14 protein-coding genes are annotated in these 16,296 nt (G+C 62.5%); 3 read left to right on the top strand and 11 right to left on the bottom strand.

The window, feature by feature from the left end; all coding sequences use genetic code 11:
• Positions 1 to 56: 56 nt before the first annotated feature.
• On the bottom strand, positions 57 to 1,679 hold the full coding sequence (locus tag AC1Q8Q_RS15620) for an acyl-CoA synthetase (protein ID WP_020800473.1): 1,623 nt from the start codon (positions 1,677 to 1,679) through the stop codon (positions 57 to 59).
• Between the two features lie 229 nt (positions 1,680 to 1,908).
• On the opposite strand from AC1Q8Q_RS15620, the gene AC1Q8Q_RS15615 reads away from it, so the two are divergent.
• Together AC1Q8Q_RS15615 and AC1Q8Q_RS15610 are read left to right on the top strand one after the other, a co-directional pair.
• On the top strand, positions 1,909 to 4,179 hold the full coding sequence (locus AC1Q8Q_RS15615) for a PAS domain-containing sensor histidine kinase (RefSeq protein WP_168757649.1): 2,271 nt from the start codon (positions 1,909 to 1,911) through the stop codon (positions 4,177 to 4,179).
• 10 nt (positions 4,180 to 4,189) lie between these two features.
• Positions 4,190 to 4,825, top strand: coding sequence for a response regulator transcription factor (locus AC1Q8Q_RS15610; RefSeq protein ID WP_020800475.1), 636 nt, complete (start codon positions 4,190 to 4,192; stop codon positions 4,823 to 4,825).
• Positions 4,826 to 4,861: 36 nt separating this feature from the next.
• On the opposite strand, the gene AC1Q8Q_RS15605 is transcribed toward AC1Q8Q_RS15610, so the two are convergent.
• From AC1Q8Q_RS15605 to AC1Q8Q_RS15590, 4 genes are read right to left on the bottom strand one after another with little or no spacing between them, the layout of a single operon-like run.
• Complete coding sequence (locus AC1Q8Q_RS15605; protein ID WP_492615217.1) at positions 4,862 to 6,583, bottom strand: FAD-dependent oxidoreductase; 1,722 nt, start codon at positions 6,581 to 6,583, stop codon at positions 4,862 to 4,864.
• A gap of 59 nt (positions 6,584 to 6,642) precedes the next feature.
• Positions 6,643 to 6,963, bottom strand: a complete 321-nt coding sequence (locus AC1Q8Q_RS15600; RefSeq protein ID WP_020800477.1) for an NIPSNAP family protein — start codon at positions 6,961 to 6,963, stop codon at positions 6,643 to 6,645.
• Positions 6,932 to 8,710 carry an FAD-dependent oxidoreductase gene (locus AC1Q8Q_RS15595; protein ID WP_492615216.1) on the bottom strand — a complete coding sequence of 593 codons (1,779 nt, stop codon included), beginning with the start codon at positions 8,708 to 8,710 and terminating at the stop codon, positions 6,932 to 6,934. The genes AC1Q8Q_RS15600 and AC1Q8Q_RS15595 overlap by 32 nt, the downstream gene beginning before the upstream one ends.
• Before the next feature lie 32 nt (positions 8,711 to 8,742).
• Positions 8,743 to 9,561 carry a shikimate dehydrogenase family protein gene (locus AC1Q8Q_RS15590; RefSeq protein ID WP_168757651.1) on the bottom strand — a complete coding sequence of 273 codons (819 nt, stop codon included), beginning with the start codon at positions 9,559 to 9,561 and terminating at the stop codon, positions 8,743 to 8,745.
• Between the two features lie 145 nt (positions 9,562 to 9,706).
• On the opposite strand from AC1Q8Q_RS15590, the gene AC1Q8Q_RS15585 reads away from it, so the two are divergent.
• Positions 9,707 to 10,480 (top strand): IclR family transcriptional regulator domain-containing protein, encoded by a 774-nt coding sequence (locus AC1Q8Q_RS15585; protein ID WP_168757652.1) that lies wholly within the window; start codon positions 9,707 to 9,709, stop codon positions 10,478 to 10,480.
• Between the two features lie 96 nt (positions 10,481 to 10,576).
• Here AC1Q8Q_RS15585 and AC1Q8Q_RS15580 read toward each other — a convergent pair whose 3' ends face one another.
• The 6 genes from AC1Q8Q_RS15580 to AC1Q8Q_RS15555 all read right to left on the bottom strand — a co-directional run bounded on the left by AC1Q8Q_RS15580 (position 10,577) and on the right by AC1Q8Q_RS15555 (position 16,219).
• On the bottom strand, positions 10,577 to 11,038 hold the full coding sequence (locus tag AC1Q8Q_RS15580; RefSeq protein WP_141195525.1) for a hypothetical protein: 462 nt from the start codon (positions 11,036 to 11,038) through the stop codon (positions 10,577 to 10,579).
• A 368-nt stretch (positions 11,039 to 11,406) separates the two neighbouring features.
• Entirely contained in the window at positions 11,407 to 12,108 is a 702-nt protein-coding gene (locus tag AC1Q8Q_RS15575) for a VIT1/CCC1 transporter family protein (protein WP_083348669.1), read from the bottom strand.
• Between the two features lie 69 nt (positions 12,109 to 12,177).
• On the bottom strand, positions 12,178 to 13,143 hold the full coding sequence (locus AC1Q8Q_RS15570; protein ID WP_492615252.1) for an FAD:protein FMN transferase: 966 nt from the start codon (positions 13,141 to 13,143) through the stop codon (positions 12,178 to 12,180).
• On the bottom strand, positions 13,133 to 15,307 hold the full coding sequence (locus AC1Q8Q_RS15565; protein ID WP_083348671.1) for a PepSY domain-containing protein: 2,175 nt from the start codon (positions 15,305 to 15,307) through the stop codon (positions 13,133 to 13,135). The genes AC1Q8Q_RS15570 and AC1Q8Q_RS15565 overlap by 11 nt, the downstream gene beginning before the upstream one ends.
• A 25-nt stretch (positions 15,308 to 15,332) precedes the next feature.
• Entirely contained in the window at positions 15,333 to 15,803 is a 471-nt protein-coding gene (locus tag AC1Q8Q_RS15560) for a DUF2271 domain-containing protein (RefSeq protein ID WP_083348672.1), read from the bottom strand.
• A gap of 92 nt (positions 15,804 to 15,895) precedes the next feature.
• Positions 15,896 to 16,219: a PepSY domain-containing protein gene (locus AC1Q8Q_RS15555; RefSeq protein ID WP_084317895.1), complete on the bottom strand. Its 324-nt coding sequence runs from the start codon at positions 16,217 to 16,219 to the stop codon at positions 15,896 to 15,898.
• Between the last annotated feature and the right edge of the window lie 77 nt (positions 16,220 to 16,296).

The raw sequence follows: 16,296 nt of genomic DNA, 5'->3' as shown, positions 1-16,296 counted from the left end.
CGACCCCCAAGCAGCAGGTGCAGACCTGCTGCTTGATGCAAGCATGGTAGAAGGGATTAGAGCGCCTTGGCCCGGTCGCGCAGCACGAACTTCTGGATCTTGCCAGTGGACGTCTTGGGCAAGAGCGTGAAGATCACGGTGCGCGGGACCTTGAACCCGGCCAGATGCTCACGGCAGAAAGCGATGATGTCAGCCTCTCGAACGTCCTGGTGATCCGCCTTCAAGGTGATGAAGGCGCAGGGCGTTTCGCCCCATTTCTCATCGGGACGGGCGACCACGGCGGCTTCCATCACAGCCGGATGGCGATAGAGCACGCCTTCGAGCTCAATGGTGGAGATGTTCTCGCCACCGGAGATGATGATGTCCTTGAGTCGGTCCTTGATTTCGACGTACCCGTCGGGATGCCAGACCGCCAGGTCACCGGTGTGGAACCAGCCGCCTTCGAACGCTTCGGCAGTGGCGGTCGGGTTCTTCAGGTAGCCCTTCATCACCGTGTTGCCGCGCAGGAAAATCTCACCGATCGTCTGGCCATCGCGCGGGGTTGGTTCCAGCGTTGTGCAGTCGCCGACCATCACGCCTTCCAGTGTCGGGAAGCGCACACCCTGTCGCGACTTGATTTGCGCCCGCTGCTCCAGGGGTAACTCATCCCATTCGGCGTGCCAGGCGCAGACCGTCACTGGGCCATAGGTTTCGGTCAGGCCGAACACGTGCGTGACCTTGATGCCCATCTCTTCGACGGCACCGATCACTTTGGCCGGTGGCGCAGCGCCCGCGACCAAGGCATTGACCGGGTGATCGATGGCCGCTTTCGCCGACTCCGGCATGTTGACCAATGCATTGAGCACGATCGGCGCACCGCACAGGTGAGTGACCTGATGCTCGCGGATCAACGTGAGGATTCTCTGCGGGTCGACCCGGCGCAGGAACACGTGCACGCCTGCCAGGGCCGTGATGGTCCACGGGTAGCACCAGCCGTTGCAATGGAACATCGGCAACGTCCAGAGGTACACCGGATGATTGCCGATGGCCCAGGTCATCTGGTTGCCAAGCGCGCTCAGGTAAGCGCCGCGATGGTGGTAGACCACCCCCTTGGGATTGCCGGTGGTGCCTGACGTGTAGTTCAGCGAAATGGCCTGCCACTCGTCGAGCGGCCATTTCCAGTCAAACGCCGGGTCGCCTTCGGCCAACAGCGCTTCGTAATCCAGGTCGCTCGCGGCCTGGCCTTCGCCGTATTCCGGGTCATTGACGTCGATCACCAGGGGTGGGTGATCGAGCATGCCAAGCGCCGCCTTGATCACGTCATGGAACTCGCGGTCGGTGATCAGCACTTTGGCTTCGCCATGCTGGAGCATGAATGCGATCGCTTCGGCATCCAGCCGGACGTTGAGCGGGTTGAGCACGGCACCGATCATCGGCACGCCGAAATGCACTTCCAGCATCTCGGGAATATTGGGCAGCATCACCGCCACCGTGTCGTCCTTGCCGATGCCGCGACCGGCCAGCGCCGAGGCCAGGCGGCGGCAACGGGTGTAGGTCTGGGCCCAGGTACGGCGAATCGAACCGTGGATAACGGCGGGGTGGTTCGGGTAGGTACTGGCGGTGCGCTCGATGAAACTGAGCGGCGAGAGGGCAATGTGATTGACAGCCGAAGGGCCCAGGCCCTGGTCATAGATAGACATGTACGGATACTCGTTGGCTGATTGTTAGCTCTATGGCTGACCTGGCGGCGTAGTCGCCGAGGTCACCTTCTAAGTCCGGATGACGTTATATAATATTTTGTCTGTTATATGGAAGTACAACCTAAGCACTATAGTATATGTACTATATGTGATTCTTCTGATTCTGAGTCGACGCCACCGACCTTCCAAGTTGGTATAGGCTTGGTTTCCCTGACAAAGTGGGCGCGTAATGACCGTTACTCCCGTTCGATTGCACAGTTGGTTGCGCCTGCAGCGCGAGAGTGTGTCCCTGGCCGCCCGGGCTGATGCGTTGTGTCTGGCGCTGCAGGACTGTCCCGAAGTGCAGCGGGCGGTGTACCTGAGTTGGCAGCCCCCTTCGCGAATCTACCGCCATGAGGGCACGGCCCAGCAGTTTCCACCGGGACTTGGCGACCCTGCGCTGGCCAGCGACCAATTGCTCTTCGATCTTCTGGCAGACACAGGGCGCCTGGCCCTGGCTGAAGTGCGTCAACTCGATTGCTGGTTGTCCGGCCGGTTGCGCCGGGCCGCGATCAGCCATGGCCAGGTGTTCGACCTGGCCTTGACGCCCGGGCAGCCGGGCTTGTTGCTGGTGCAAGTGCGCGAGGGTGTGAGTCTCGATTGGCTGGGCTGGGTCCGGGATTTGCTGACGACGCTGCTGAGCAGTGTCAACGGCATGCTGCGCGGTTCGCCTCTGCTGGGCCTCGACCCGCAACCGAGCCTGTTGCTCGACGCGCAAGGTCGACCGCTGGAGTTCAACGCGGCACTGATGGCGCTGCTCGCGGAAAAATCGCTGGGCGATGTGCTGGGTTTTTTACCGGTCAATCACCGAGAGCTGGTGCGTGCCTGCCTGACCCAGCAACGTGCTGTCGAAGGCGTCGAGGCTCAGTTTGAGAAACAGGTCCTGATCTGGACCTTCATCCCCGACCCACAGGAAAACCGGGTGCTCGCCCGTTGCCGCGACGCCACGGCGCAGGTGCTGGCAGAGCGTGAGGCGGCCACTGCACGACGGCTTTACCGGCTGATCATCGAAAACACCACCGACCTGATTTCCCGCCACACACCGGATGGGCGTGTGATCGATGCGTCACCGGCCTCCTGGACCTTGCTCGGCTATTGGCCCGAAGCACTGCGCGGGCAAATGGCCCAGGGCCTGTTCCATGGCCAGGACTTGGCCGGCCTCGTGCAGCGTGCACGCGATGCGCTGGAGCAGGATGGTTATCACACCATGACGTACCGCATCCGCCATCGCGACGGCCATTACCTGTGGTTCGAAACGGCCAGCCGGGCAATCCGGGAAACCTACACCGGCGCGGTGGTTGAAATCGTCTGCGTGTCCCGGGACGTTACGGCCCGCGTGCAGGCCGAGGAGAACAAGCGACGCCTGGCCGAAGTGGTCGAGGCCAACATCGATCCGGTGTTGTTCATCGCTCCCGGGGGCCTGGTCACTTACCTCAATCCAGCCGCACGCCGCATCCTCGGGATTGATGAGCAACAACCCATGCCGGCCCTGGCTACGTTGTTCGCCAGCGCAGACCTTGCGCGCCTGCAGCGCGACGGTTGGCACAGCGCCGAGCGCGACGGTGTATGGAGCACCGATGCGCGCCTGCAACCACCGGACGGCGGCACATCGGTGCCGGTGTCGCTGGTGTTGCTGGCGCACCGTTCCGCCAGCGGCGAGCGCTATTACTCATTGGTCGCGCGTGACATGACCGAGCGCGAACTGCGCGAAGCGCAACAGCGGCGTCATCAGGATGAACTGGCGCACACCGCACGCCTGGTCACCCTGGGTGAACTGGCTTCGGGAATCGCCCACGAAATCAACCAGCCGCTGGCGGCCGTGGTCAATTATGCGAACGCGAGCCTGCGCTACCTGCAGACACTGGACTCCAATCCTCAAGCGGCAGCAAGAGTGACCCAGGGCCTGGAGCGCATTACCCATCACGCCACCCACGCCTCCGAAGTGATTCGGCGGCTACGCGCCTTTTTACGCAAGGGACAACGTCGCATGCAGGCGCTGAACCTGACTGACGTGGCCCGCGAAGCTGTGCGTTTATGTGCCTGGGAGGCGAGCAATTGCCAAGTGACAATCGAGGATCGACTGCCGGATAATCTGCCGCCCGTTTATGCCGACCGCGTGTTGCTGGAACAGGTGCTGCTCAACCTGTTGCGTAACGCCATCGATGCCAACCGTGAGCAACATCCCGGGCAGCCTTCGGTGATCGTGATGACCGTGGGGCAGGGCAGTGGCACGTGCGTGGAGATCCATGTGCAAGATCAGGGGCCGGGCGTCAGCGAACCGCAACTTCAGCAGATCTTTACCCCCTTCTACACCAGCAAGGCCGATGGCCTGGGGCTCGGTCTGTCCATGAGCCGCAGCATCATCGAAGGTTTCGGTGGCGAATTGAATGCCCGGCGCCAGCCTGTCGGGCTGCTGATGTGTTGCCGCTTGCCGCTGGCCGGCCTAACAAAACAACAATAGGAATCAGGTAATGGCAGGTGTAACGGAGCAGGTGGTGTACGTGGTCGATGATGACCAGGGCATGCTCGAGTCGACGGTCTGGCTCCTGGAGTCGGTCGGGCTCAAGGCCCTGCCGTTCACCAGTGGTGTCGCATTCCTCGACGCCTGCGATGCGAGCCTCGACGCCTGCGTGCTGCTGGATGTGCGCATGCCCGGTATGGGCGGCTTGAACGTGCAGGAAGAAATGCGCGTGCGCCAACTGAACCTGCCGATCATCTTTGTCAGCGGGCACGCGGATGTGCCGATCGTGGTGCGCGCGTTCAAGGCCGGCGCCCATGACTTTATCGAGAAGCCTTACAACGAACAGCTGTTGCTGGACAGCGTGCAACAGGCACTCAGCAACTGTGCCACCCACCGTTCGGGTAACCAGGGCCACGAAGCCTTGCAGGCGCGCTTGCTGACCTTGACCCCGCGCGAGCGCGATATCCTGTTGCCGCTGGTGCAGGGTTACACCACCCGCGAAATCGCCGAGCAACTGGGCGTGAGTGCAAAAACCGTCGACCTGTATCGCGCGCGCGTCATGAAACGCATGCAGGCCAATACGTTGCCGGACTTGGTGGGCATGGCCATCGCGGCGCAGATGGTCGATCCGCTGAAGTTGCGTTGAGCCCTCGCCCTGGCCGGCATCTGCTTGATGTTGCACTCATTGACCCGCCGCTGAGCCTGCCAGTGTTCTTCCTGCAATGTAGCCGAACGTCATGCCCGGCCCGAGGGTAATGCCGCCGCTGGGGTAACGGCCGTTCATGATGCTGTTCATGTCATTGCCCACGGCGAACAGTCCTGGAATCGGCGCTTGATTGTCGTCCAGCACCCGGGCACAGGCGTCGGTGTGCAGCCCGGCGAAGGTGCCGAGGCTGCCAGGCACCAGCTTCACGGCGTAGAAGGGGGCTTGGCGCAGGCTGCCAAGGGACGGGTTGGGACCGTGGAGGATTTCCCCCTGGTGTTTGTTGTACAGCGACTCACCGCGACGAAATTGTGGATCGCAGCCTTTCTCGGCAAACTGATTGAACGTATCGACCGTGGCCTGCAGTTGCTGCGCATCGATCCCACACTGGCGTGCCAGTCCTGCCAGGGTCGAGTCCTTGAACAGATAGCCCATGCGCACATAGGACGCTGTCGGGAAGGGAAAGGGCCTGGACCAGCCCAGGCCATAGCGCCGCTGGGCGCGATGGTCGCAAATCAACCAGGACACCGGGGGTTCTCCCGATCCGCAGGCATCGAACAGTGCGCACATGTAGTCATGGTAGGAGTCTGCTTCGTTGACGAAGCGTCGACCATCACGGCGCACGGCGAGAAAACCCGGTTTCGCCCGATCCATCAAATGGGGAAAGCCACTGAAGCCGCCGTCTTCGCGCGGCACGCGAGACACCGGTGCCCACGCAGCGGCCTGCGCCAGGTCGCAGGCGACGCGAGCGCCGACGCTTTCAGCCAGGCGCAAGCCATCGCCGGTATTGCCCTTGGGCGCAGCGCTCAAGTGTGCGCTGCCATCAGGGGCGTGGGCGAACTGCTGGGCAATACGTTGCCGGTCGTGGGGGAAGCCGCCGCAGGCCATCACCACACCCCGTCGTGCACGGATCTCGAGCAGGCCTGCGCCGCGGTCGATACGCGCGCCGACCACACGTTGGTCCTCGCGCAGTAGCTCACATACCCGTGTATCGGTCAGCAGGCGGACGTTGCGATCCAGGGCGCTTTTCAACAGCCGGGCGACCAGGGCATTGCCGTTCACCAGGTGCATGCCCCGGCCGTGGCACATCAGGTCCCGGGCATGGCGCAACAGGCGTTTGCCGACATACAGCAGTGAGCTTGCCGAGCGGGTCGCATTGAGGAAGTGGTTGAGATCGGCGCCGCCGGCAATGCCCATTCCGGCAAGGCTGATGAGGTCCAGCGGACGCCGAAGCTTGTCGATCCACGGACCCAGTCGACGACCATCGAATGGCAGGGCGCAGAGCGAGCGGCCGCCTCGGGCATGACCTTCGCTGGCATGAAAGTCAGGCATCTTGCTGCCGGAGAAAAACTGCACTTCGGTATGGCGCTGAAAAAACTCGACCATCTTCGGGCCCTGCTCAAGGAACATCTCCATGCGCGGGTCGAGCACATCGCTGTGCAGCTCGTTGCGCAAATAGACTCGCGCCTGTTCGAGCTCTTCCACGACGCCTTCGGCGACTGCCAACGGGTTGCGTGGGACCCACAGCCAGCCGCCCGACCAGGCACTCGTGCCGCCGAGCACCGGCTCTTTTTCCACCACGATGACGTCGAGGCCGAGCTCGGCACAGGTGACGGCAGTCGCCAGGCCCGAGGCGCCGGAACCGATGACCAGGACATCACAGATAAGGTCGTCGACATTCATCGACGGCAAGACGCTCATGGCGACCTCCATATTTGGGCTTTTCACTGTAGGAGCATGCTCGCTCCTACAGGGGACGGTTATTGCAACGGTGAAAAGTCGGTCGGGCGCAGCAAGCGCGACTCCAGCGTCACCACGGCGTCGAGCGCCTTGTTCTGCCTGGCGAAGTCCTGCCAGCGCGGATCGGCGGCCATGGCGTTGCGGCGGTTCATGCGATCGTCGAGGCTGGTATAGGCCCAGATGTGCACCACCTGGTTGACCTCGCCGATTTCGGTGGTGAAGAAACCGACCAGGTTGCCCAGGTGCTCTTGTTGCACGGCCAGTGCCGCGGTTTTGTACAGGGCCAGCCAGTCGCCAAGGCGGGTCGGTTTAATCGTGTAGGTGCGCAGTTCGTAGTACATGCGGAGCTCCAGTTTGGGCGTGTGGGTGTGTGTTGTGCTCAAGACGGGCGGCGATATCACTGGCGGCGAGGTAGCCGAAGGTGATGCCCGGGCCGAGGGTGATGCCGGGGCCTGGGTAGGTGCCGTCCATGATCGAATTCATTTCATTGCCGGCGGCGTACAGGCCGGGGATCGGTGCACCGCTGCAGTCGAGCACGTTGGCCTGGCCGTTGGTGACCAATCCGCGTGCAGAGCCGAGGTCGCCGGTAAACAGACGAATGGCGTAGAACGGCGCCTTGTGCAACGGCTTCAGGCACGGGTTGGGTCCATGGAGCGGGTCACCCATGTAGCGGTTATAGGCGCTGCTGCCTTTGCCGAACTGCCGGTCGACGCCAAGCACTGCATCGGCGTTGAACTGCGTCAGGGTCTGCTCCAGGGCCGTGGCATCGATGCCCGCGATGAGGGCCAGTTCGGCGAGGCTGTCTGCGCGCAGCAGGTAACCGGCTTCGATCAATGCGCTGTTGTCGACCGGCCGCGGACGGGCCAGGCCCATGCCGTATCGGTTCAAGGCTTCGCTGTCACAGATCAGCCAGCAGGGCGCATTCGCGCCGCCGTTGGCGAACATGCCTTGGACGAAGCAGTGATAGGAGTCCGACTCGTTGACGAAACGTCGTCCGGCGCGGTTGACCGCGATCACACCGGGTTTGGCCCGATCGGTCACCAGGTGCGGAAAACGCTCGAGGCTGCCGTCGGCCTTGCGCAGTACCGAAACCGGCGCCCAGAAGAAGTTTGCCGACAGGTTGTCGCCAATGGCCGCGTTGACCGCAGCGGCCAGTCGTTGTCCGTCCCCCACATTGGCCGCCGGGGACATGCTCCAGTGTTCCGAGTCGGTCGCTGGCCGCTGCGCCGCGGCTTGGGCGCCGGCGGCAAATCCGCCCATGGCCAATACCACACCGCCCTTGGCCAATACCTTGCGGGTTTGTCCGCGCCAGGTGATCTGCACGCCCTCTACGCGTCCCTGTTCGATCAGCAGCGCGTCGGGCGTCGCCTCGAGCCACAAGTCGACGCCGTTGGCGAAGGCGGTGGTCGCCAGCCGGGCGATCAAGGCATTGCCTACGGTCAGGCGCGTACCGCGTGGATGGCTGAGGCGATCAATAGCATATCGGCCCATCAGTTTCAGGCAGTGCCAGAGCGATTGCGGCGAGCGCTTGAAGCTGAGGAAGTGCTGGATGTCGACACGATTGACCATCATGCCGCCGAACAGCAGCATGCCGTCCGGTGGCCGCTTCAGGTCGTTGAAGTGCTCACCGAGCTTGCGCCCGTCGTACTCGTCGATTTCCAGGGCGCGACCGGTTTGCGTGCCACCGGGCAAGTCCGGGTAATAGTCGGGCGACAGTGGCCGCAGGCTGTATTTGAGTTCGCTGTGGGCCTGCAGAAAACTCAAGGCTTCGCGGCCATTGTCGATGAAGGCGTCGATCAGCGCCGGGTTGTAGCCAGCCCCGATCACCTCCTTGAGGTAGCGGCGCATTTCGTCGGCGCCCAGGTGATACCCGGCGGCCCGGGCCTGATCAGTGTCGTGCAGCCAGATCGCGCCACCGGAGATCGCCGAGGTACCGCCGAAGGTTTCGGTCTTTTCCACCAGCAAGACCTGGAGGCCGCGGCAACTGGCGGTCACCGCCGCGGCGAAACCGGCGGCGCCGCTGCCCAGGACAATCACGTCGTAGACCCGGTCGGCACCGGCAGGGAGCTGGGTAGTCGTCATGTTCATCGTCTATCGCCTGTTAAGGACACGGCCGCAGATCAGATCTGCAGCGGTGTTACGCCCATGAAGTGGCCGAGGTTGCTCAGTTGCGCCAGGGCCATTTGCGGGCCGGTCTGGATCGCACAGCCACGCCCTTGGGCGAAGACGAGAAACGGCGTCAGCGCTGGCGAAGTCACGACATCGGCAACCAGCGTCGACGCTTGCAAGCTTTGCATCAGGCCTTGCGGCAATGGCAGCGGACCTTCCTCGCTGGTGGCGCCCATGCCGACCGGCGAGGCGTTGACCACCAGATCGAACTGCTCAAGCGAGGTGGGATTGGCGCTGATCACTGTCTCGGGAAACGTGTCGCGCAACAGTTCGCCGAGCATCTCGACGCGCTCCGCGCTCAAGTCGCTGATGACCAGATGACGGATCCCGGCCTGGCACAGTGAATAAGCAATCGCACTGCCGACACCGCCGGTGCCGATCACCAGCGCCTGTTTGTCTTGCGGATTGAAACCCTGCTGGCGCGCCGCACTGAGAAAACCTTCGCCGTCGACGATATCGCCCACCAGCCGGCCGTCGGCCTCGCGCCGGATCACGTTGACCGAACCCAGCGCCGCCGAGCGCGCACTGACGCTGTCCAGGCGGCCGGCCAGTAGCTGTTTGTAGGGGACGGTGACCACGCAGCCGCGCAGGTTCTGCCAGCCACGCAAGGTCTCGACGAAGTTCTGCAGGGCGCTCGGCGCAAGGTCGATGGCCAGCATGGCAACGTTTTGCCGGTGCCCAGCGAACCATTGGTTGAAGTTTTCCGGTGATTTGACCTGTGTCACAGGCGAGCCGACGATGGCGACCAGTTCAGTCGAACCCTGAATCATTTGATGTACCCGCTTATTGGCTGTGTTGTGGGGCCGATAGTGCGAGCGGGGAGGGGAGCGGACAATCAGGCCGGCGGGCGTTTAAGTTGATAATCGCAGCATCAATGCGATAATCGCATTACTTGCCTGAATTAGAGTCGTCGCGATGAAGCAGCCCACCATCCATCAACGGGACCTGATCGTCGGCCTGCAAAAGGGCCTGGCGTTGTTGCAACTGTTTTCCCAGGAACATCCACGCCTGAGTGTGCCGGAGGTGGCACGCATGGCCGACATGACCCAGAGCGCCGCCCGACGTTTCCTGCTGACGCTGGTGCATGACAACTTCGCGCAGACCGATGGTCGTTTCTACTGGCTGACCGCCAAGACCCTGCGCATTGGCCAGGCCTATGTCGATTCGGCGGTGCTGCCGCGCATGCTGCGGCCGATCGTCGAACAGGTGGCGCGAACCACCCAGGAGCATGTGTCGGTGGGCATTCGCGACGGGGATGACATCGTGCATGTGGTGCGCAGCCGCTACAGCCACATCACCTCGATGTCGATTCGGCCTGGCTCACGGGTGCCCATGTATTGCACCGGCAGTGGCCGGCTCTGGCTGGCGAGTTTGTCTGGCGAAGCGCTGGACGGGTATTTCGCACGCAACCCGCCCCAAGCGATTACCCCCTACACGCTCACCGATGAAAAACAGATCCGCGCCGAAATCGCTTTGGCGGCGCAGCGTGGCTACGTCCTGGTGGATCAGGAATACGAAGTGGGCATGCGGGTGCTGAGCGTGCCATTGATTGATCGCGAAGGGCAGTTGCAGGCCACCTTGACGCTCACCACCCATGCATCGCGAATGACCGTGGAGCAAATGCGCGAACGTTATTTGTCTGCATTGTATGAGGGTCAGGCGTTGCTGCGGCCGATCATGACGTTGTAGGGCGATGGTGTTGCCTGTGGGGAGGGTTGCGATTGATCCGGCTTGGACGGTTGATAAGGGCAACAAGCGGCCAGAAGCGGAAGCTCGTTGCCAGCGTTAAACCCCAATAGACAGCGGGCCGCAATACATCAGGGTGTTGCACACCACCATCTGGGCGACCGTGAATCCCAATGCAGTTCCCAGAAAGCCAACGCCCGCGACGATCCAAGGCAAACTTGCTTTCACGCGGTACCTTAACAGCCAGGCCGACGCTGCTGCGCCAACCAACATGCCGGGCATGGAGAACACGTGCCCGAGCCCAAACAACCCTTCGGGGTGGTCGAGGCTGGCCATGATGTTCATGTAGATCAACAGCGTGGCCACCGCCGCGGCTGTCGTACCCGTCAGAAACAGGGCGGGCGTTCGGATAATCAAGCCCAGTACAAACACCGCCGCAGGTACTGCGACAAGGTACCCACTGCCTGTATACAGCGGGTTAGCACCTATGCTGGCGTAAAGGAGAACAGGAGTGATTAACAGGATGGAATAGGCAATATCATCTCTGCGACCAACTGTCATTCCTAGCCTCGCTTTCAGCATCGTGCTTGGTGGAATAGCGTAGCCGACGGGAACGTTCTTGCTCGGCGGGTCCACTTTGGGGCGACCGCGGTCCTTGCAATAGGCAGAAATCGGCCGATTCTGTTGAAAAAGTAGCTCCCCTGTCTGGCCTGCGGCAAAATCTCTACATTGGCCAGCAGGGAAGCACGCAGCATGATGGGACAGTTATCGAGTGGGCAGGAACGGCTGTTTGCCAGCGCTCGTGCCTTTGCCATTGACTGCCAGCGCTGGCAGCGCACTGATCTGTTAACGCATACCGCGCATCACTGCTGTTCTGTAAAGGGCGCTCGTTTGGCTAGCGGGCGCACTTTGTTTTTGGAAGCCCCCCGCTAGACCACCGCGCCAAACAAGTGCCCCACCAGGGCCGTAATGCCCATGGCCAGCGCCCCCCAGAAGGTCACCCGCCAGGCCCCGGTGATGACCTTGGCTCCGCCAGCCTTGGCGGCGATGGCGCCCAATGTCCCGAGAAACACCAATGACATGCCCGATATCCAGGGCACCACACTGTGCTCCGGCGCGACAAATGTCACCGCCAGCGGCAACGCGGCACCCACCACGAAACTGGCGGCGGAGGCGAGGGCGGCCTGCAACGGTTTGGCGGTGAGAGTGGCGCTGATGCCCAACTCGTCCCGGGCGTGAGAGCCCAGTGCGTCATGGGCCATCAACTGATCGGCCACTTGATGGGCCAGTTCGGGTGATACGCCGCGATGCATGTAGATGTTGGCGAGTTCAATGTGCTCGGCATTCGGGTCGCTGGCCAGTTCTGCCCGTTCGCGGGACAGGTCGGCCCGCTCGGTATCGGCTTGGGAGTGCACGGAAATGTACTCGCCAGCGGCCATGGACATGGCCCCGGCCATCAGCCCCGCCATTCCGGTGACCAGCAATGTGGCATGGCTGGCGTTGGCGGCCGCGACGCCGATCAGCAGGCTGGCGGTAGAGACAATCCCGTCGTTGGCCCCAAGGACGGCGGCGCGCAGCCAGCCGATACGATCGCTTCGGTGTGCCTCGGTGTGCCTGTGCATGAATTTCATTGTTTAACAGGACTCCCTGTCATTAGGCGGTTCACGTCGAACGGGTTCCGAGCGGGCCGGCAATCGGCGTCAGCGGGTTTCAATTTGCGCCTGCAACTGGCCGCCGACAATGGATATTTCTTTGAATTGTTCACCCTCGCGCAGCACGAACAACGCGTCCATCCCGCGTTCCTGAGCCAGACGTGGGCCCTCGGTTTCGCCCAGGACCATCAGCGCCGTGGCCCAGGCATCGGCGAGCATGCACGAGGCTGCCACCACGGTGACGGCGGCGAGCGGGTTGCACAGCGGCGCGCCAGTGGCCGGGTTCATGGTGTGAGTATAGGACTGACCCGCCACGTCGACCCAGTGTCGATAGTCCCCGGAGGTCGCGATTGCGGCATCGCTGAGTTCCATCACGCCCATGACTTCACGCACGCCCCGGTTGGGCTTCTCCAGGGCCACGGTCCAGCACTGGCCGTCAGGTTTGACGCCCCGGGCGCGCATCTCGCCATCGATGCCGACCAGGTAACGGGTGATGCCCAAACCCTCAAGGCAACGGGCCAGTTCATCCACGCCAAAACCTTTGGCGATGCCACTCAAGTCAAGGTTCAGCGGCACGCGTTTGCGCACCTGATTGCGTTGTGGCTCAACCACCAATGCGGCGCTGGCTAACAGCCGGGCCCGCGGCGCAATCGTGCCGATCGCCTGCTCTATGACCGTCTGCTCCCCGGGGCCGAAGCCCCAGGCGTTCACCAGGTCACCGACAGCGATGTCGAAGGCGCCGCCGGATTGCTGACTGACGCGCAGTGCAGTAGACAGCACCGTGGCCAGTTCCTTGGGCACCGACACCCATTCCTGCTCGGGGGCGGCATTGAGGCGGTTGAGGTCCGAGTCGGGTTTCCAGGTGGACATTTGCTGGTCCACCCGGGCCACGGCGTGGGCCAGGCGCTGGCGAGCTTCGTCGGTATCGATCCCGGTCCCGGCATAAAACAGGGCGGTGTAGCGGGTGCCCATGGTTTCGCCGTTCAGGCTATAGCGCTGCAACTCAGTAGACATCTTCACGGTAGCGTCCTTGTGCCTTTAGGGTCAGCACACTCAGGTTGAGAGGCGCCAACACTTCATCAAGGGCCTGCATCACGCCTTTGGCCATCTCGCGACTGCCACACACCAGCACTTGGGCACCTTTTTCAATCAGCCGGCGCAAGGCCAGGGCATCGCTGATCAGCCGGTCTTGCACATAGCTGCGGTCCTGAGCCTGAGAGAAGGCGGCGCGCAATGCCGTGAGGCGGCGGTCCGACAAGTATTGGTTGAGCTCCGGCTCGTAGAGAAAATCCGAGGCCGGGTTGCGCCCGCCCCAATACAAGTGCATCGGGTGTCGGGCCTTGTTGTTGCGGATAAACCCGGCCAGAGGACCGATGCCGGTGCCGGCACCGATCAGGATCACTGGGTGCGTGCCCGACGCCGGGCGAAATTGTGGGTTGGGTTGGATAAACGCTTCGATCGATGCGCCGATGTCCAGGTCATGAAGGAATTGCGAGCATATGCCACCGTTGTGTTTACGCACACAGATCTCCAGCACGCCGTCCTGGGAACCGCTGGCCAGCGAATAGAAACGCGGGATCGGGCTGCCCGGCGGCACAATCCCGACCAGGTCGCCGGCCAGAAAGGCCGGCAGCTCGCCGCAGGCTTTGAAGCGCAATATGTGGGTTGGCGCATTTACCTGTTCACCATAGGCAATCCGCTCTGTCAGCTCCAATGGATGGGTGCGCGGATGCTGCGGGGTGTGAACCAGCGCCAGCTCCTGTCCCAACACGTCGCCCAATGCGTGGCCCCAGCGCGCAAACTCCTGAGGGGACTGACGGTTGACGGTTTCTAGCCCCAGCAGTGGCGAACCACCGGCCCGCAACATGGCGTCCTGCACTTGAAGGGCGTACTGACAGAACTGCGCAAACTGGCGGTCGCCCATGCCCAGCACCGCAAAGGGCAGGCCGGGCTTGAGGCCGGTTTTGGCCAGTCGCGCCAGGAACTGCGAAGCCGAGGACGGCGCATCGCCGTCACCGTGGGTCGCGGTGAGGATGAACACCCGTTGGGCATTGCGGTAATCGCCCACCCATTCATTCATCGCCGCGCTGTGCACCTGATGGCCACTCTGGTGCAAGGCGTCGTGCAAGGTTTTGGCAAAGCCCCAAGTGCTGTTATTTTCACTGCCCACCAGAATCACGCTGTCGGCGCAGTGGGCAGGGCTGTTGTGGCGAATGTTCGGGCCAGCCTTTCGGCGGCGCCACCACAACAGAATGCCGGTCACGCTCATCAACGGTATGCAGAGGGCGCAGAGCCCGAGCGGTAGGCCCAGCCACCAGAGGCCTTCGCCGGTGTGCAACTGATAGATCAATTCGTAGAGGTTGTGCATCGAGTCGTGGGCTTGATAGGACAGCAAGGCACCGCTGGCCTGATCCACGTAGCCGTCGCCCTGGGCCGTGCGCAGGGAAAACACATCGCGCGGGTTGCCGGGGCTCGGGTAGACCAGCTCGCGCAGGTCGTTGAGGTCGGTGGCCTGCAAGGCTTGCAGTGTAGCCACCGGCAAGGCCGGGCCGGCGCTGACGTGGGCGGGGAAGGCGGGTTCACTTTGACTGCCGTCGGCGATAAACCCAAAAGTGGTGGCGGACATGTAGAGCCCGCTCAATGCCGACAGCAGCAGCCCGGGCAAGGCCAGTCGCCCAACTTCAGCATGCCAGCGCTGGCTGACAGTGCCCCGTAGCGGCCGCAGCAGGTTGCGCCAGCCACCCAGGCGCCGGGCGAGCAATAGCGCGCCAGACACCGACAACATCAACATGAACAGCGCGCCGACACCCGATACTCCATGGCCTGGTGAGCCGAGGAACATCGAGCGGTGCAGCTCTTTCACCCAACGCGTGAACGCGGAGGGTGCATAGGGTGCCAGGCCTTCGCCGGTCAGTGGATCGACCGTTTCAACCCCGGCCTGACCGTTCTGGTTGTAGTAGACGATGACTGTCCCGGACGCTGTGCGCTGGATCTGCTCCACGCCCGGGAAGTGATTGGCCACACGTCCGGCCAATTGGCCGACGTTGAGTTGCCCGGTGGCGGTGCTGTGCAAGTGTTCCAGCGCCGGGTCGACCGACAGGATCGCACCACTGATGGCCAACAGCATGACCAACAGGGCCGCGATCAGGCCGGGCAGGGAATGGGACTGGCGAAGCATGTTCAGCCTCCAGAAATGGCAGGTGCTACAGATCGTAAGTAAAGGACTCGACATAGGTGCTACCGGTCACCGGCTGGCCTGCGCCCTTGGACGTGAGCGGCACGCTGACATCGGCGCGTGCGTCACGTTTGTCCTCAACGGCGCTGTCGATGCGGATCTGATACCCGGCATCAATCAGGGTGTCTGCCAGTTCGACGCTGACTTTGAGCGTGCGCCCACTGCCGACACTGGCGCCGCTGACCCCGTCAAACTCACTCGGGTTCATCCCGCTGCCACGGGCCCAGTCGCCCAGGTGTTTGTAATATTTGGCCTTCTTGCCGGCTACCCAGAGGGTTTTCTGGTATTGGCCATTGGTGTCGGTGACGTAGATCGCCAGGTAGGCATCATTGCCGCTGTAGTCCTTGAGCTGCGTGGTCAAGGTCACTTCACGGGCCTGGGCCAGCCCCGGCAGGGCAATGGCGCCGGCAAGGCAGGTGGCTGCGATGATCTTTTTCATGAGGGTGTCCCTTTGATCGTTAGGTCGAGAGCCTGGACCTGCTTGCTGACAGCAACCTGAAGCGCAGGAAAAACTCATCGACAGGTGAGGCGTCATTCGGTGAGCGGGCTGCCGAGGTAGTCCCTGGCATCGCCGTCGTCGCGGAAATGGATCTCGAGTGTGCGCAAACGCAGCGAGGCCGGTGAGTAGCTGGCTTCGATGGCGTTGCCTTTTCGATCCAGCCCCTTGAGCTCATAACAACCGTCGTCGACCTTGATGCGTTGCACGCTCCAGCCGTATTGCCGCTCGACCTGCTGACGCAAGGTTTCGCGCGGTTGCCAGTCGCTCACCGGGTCGCTGCAATCGTCATCGGCCAGGGCGTAACCACTGAGCAGCAAGCTCAACAGCGTGGCATTGGCAATAAAACCTGTTTTCATGATCTGTCTCCTGCCGAGGTCGGCGCCTGTGGCATACCCTAAGGAGCATTCCTGACAACCAGCTGAATCTTCAGATT

It is taken from the genome of Pseudomonas sp. GW823-FHT06B06, assembly GCF_058795195.1.
The sequence above is the reverse complement of the archived record's forward strand: the minus strand, read 5'-3'. Positions and strand labels throughout refer to the sequence as shown.

Bases quoted from the DNA above. Each gene is read 5' to 3' on its own strand.
- AC1Q8Q_RS15620 (WP_020800473.1), bottom strand. From the start codon at position 1,679: ATGTCTATCTATGACCAGGGCCTGGGCCCTTCGGCTGTCAATCACATT.
- AC1Q8Q_RS15615 (WP_168757649.1), top strand. From the start codon at position 1,909: ATGACCGTTACTCCCGTTCGATTGCACAGTTGGTTGCGCCTGCAGCGC.
- AC1Q8Q_RS15610 (WP_020800475.1), top strand. From the start codon at position 4,190: ATGGCAGGTGTAACGGAGCAGGTGGTGTACGTGGTCGATGATGACCAG.
- AC1Q8Q_RS15605 (WP_492615217.1), bottom strand. From the start codon at position 6,583: ATGAGCGTCTTGCCGTCGATGAATGTCGACGACCTTATCTGTGATGTC.
- AC1Q8Q_RS15600 (WP_020800477.1), bottom strand. From the start codon at position 6,963: ATGTACTACGAACTGCGCACCTACACGATTAAACCGACCCGCCTTGGC.
- AC1Q8Q_RS15595 (WP_492615216.1), bottom strand. From the start codon at position 8,710: ATGAACATGACGACTACCCAGCTCCCTGCCGGTGCCGACCGGGTCTAC.
- AC1Q8Q_RS15590 (WP_168757651.1), bottom strand. From the start codon at position 9,561: ATGATTCAGGGTTCGACTGAACTGGTCGCCATCGTCGGCTCGCCTGTG.
- AC1Q8Q_RS15585 (WP_168757652.1), top strand. From the start codon at position 9,707: ATGAAGCAGCCCACCATCCATCAACGGGACCTGATCGTCGGCCTGCAA.
- AC1Q8Q_RS15580 (WP_141195525.1), bottom strand. From the start codon at position 11,038: ATGACAGTTGGTCGCAGAGATGATATTGCCTATTCCATCCTGTTAATC.
- AC1Q8Q_RS15575 (WP_083348669.1), bottom strand. From the start codon at position 12,108: ATGAAATTCATGCACAGGCACACCGAGGCACACCGAAGCGATCGTATC.
- AC1Q8Q_RS15570 (WP_492615252.1), bottom strand. From the start codon at position 13,143: ATGTCTACTGAGTTGCAGCGCTATAGCCTGAACGGCGAAACCATGGGC.
- AC1Q8Q_RS15565 (WP_083348671.1), bottom strand. From the start codon at position 15,307: ATGCTTCGCCAGTCCCATTCCCTGCCCGGCCTGATCGCGGCCCTGTTG.
- AC1Q8Q_RS15560 (WP_083348672.1), bottom strand. From the start codon at position 15,803: ATGAAAAAGATCATCGCAGCCACCTGCCTTGCCGGCGCCATTGCCCTG.
- AC1Q8Q_RS15555 (WP_084317895.1), bottom strand. From the start codon at position 16,219: ATGAAAACAGGTTTTATTGCCAATGCCACGCTGTTGAGCTTGCTGCTC.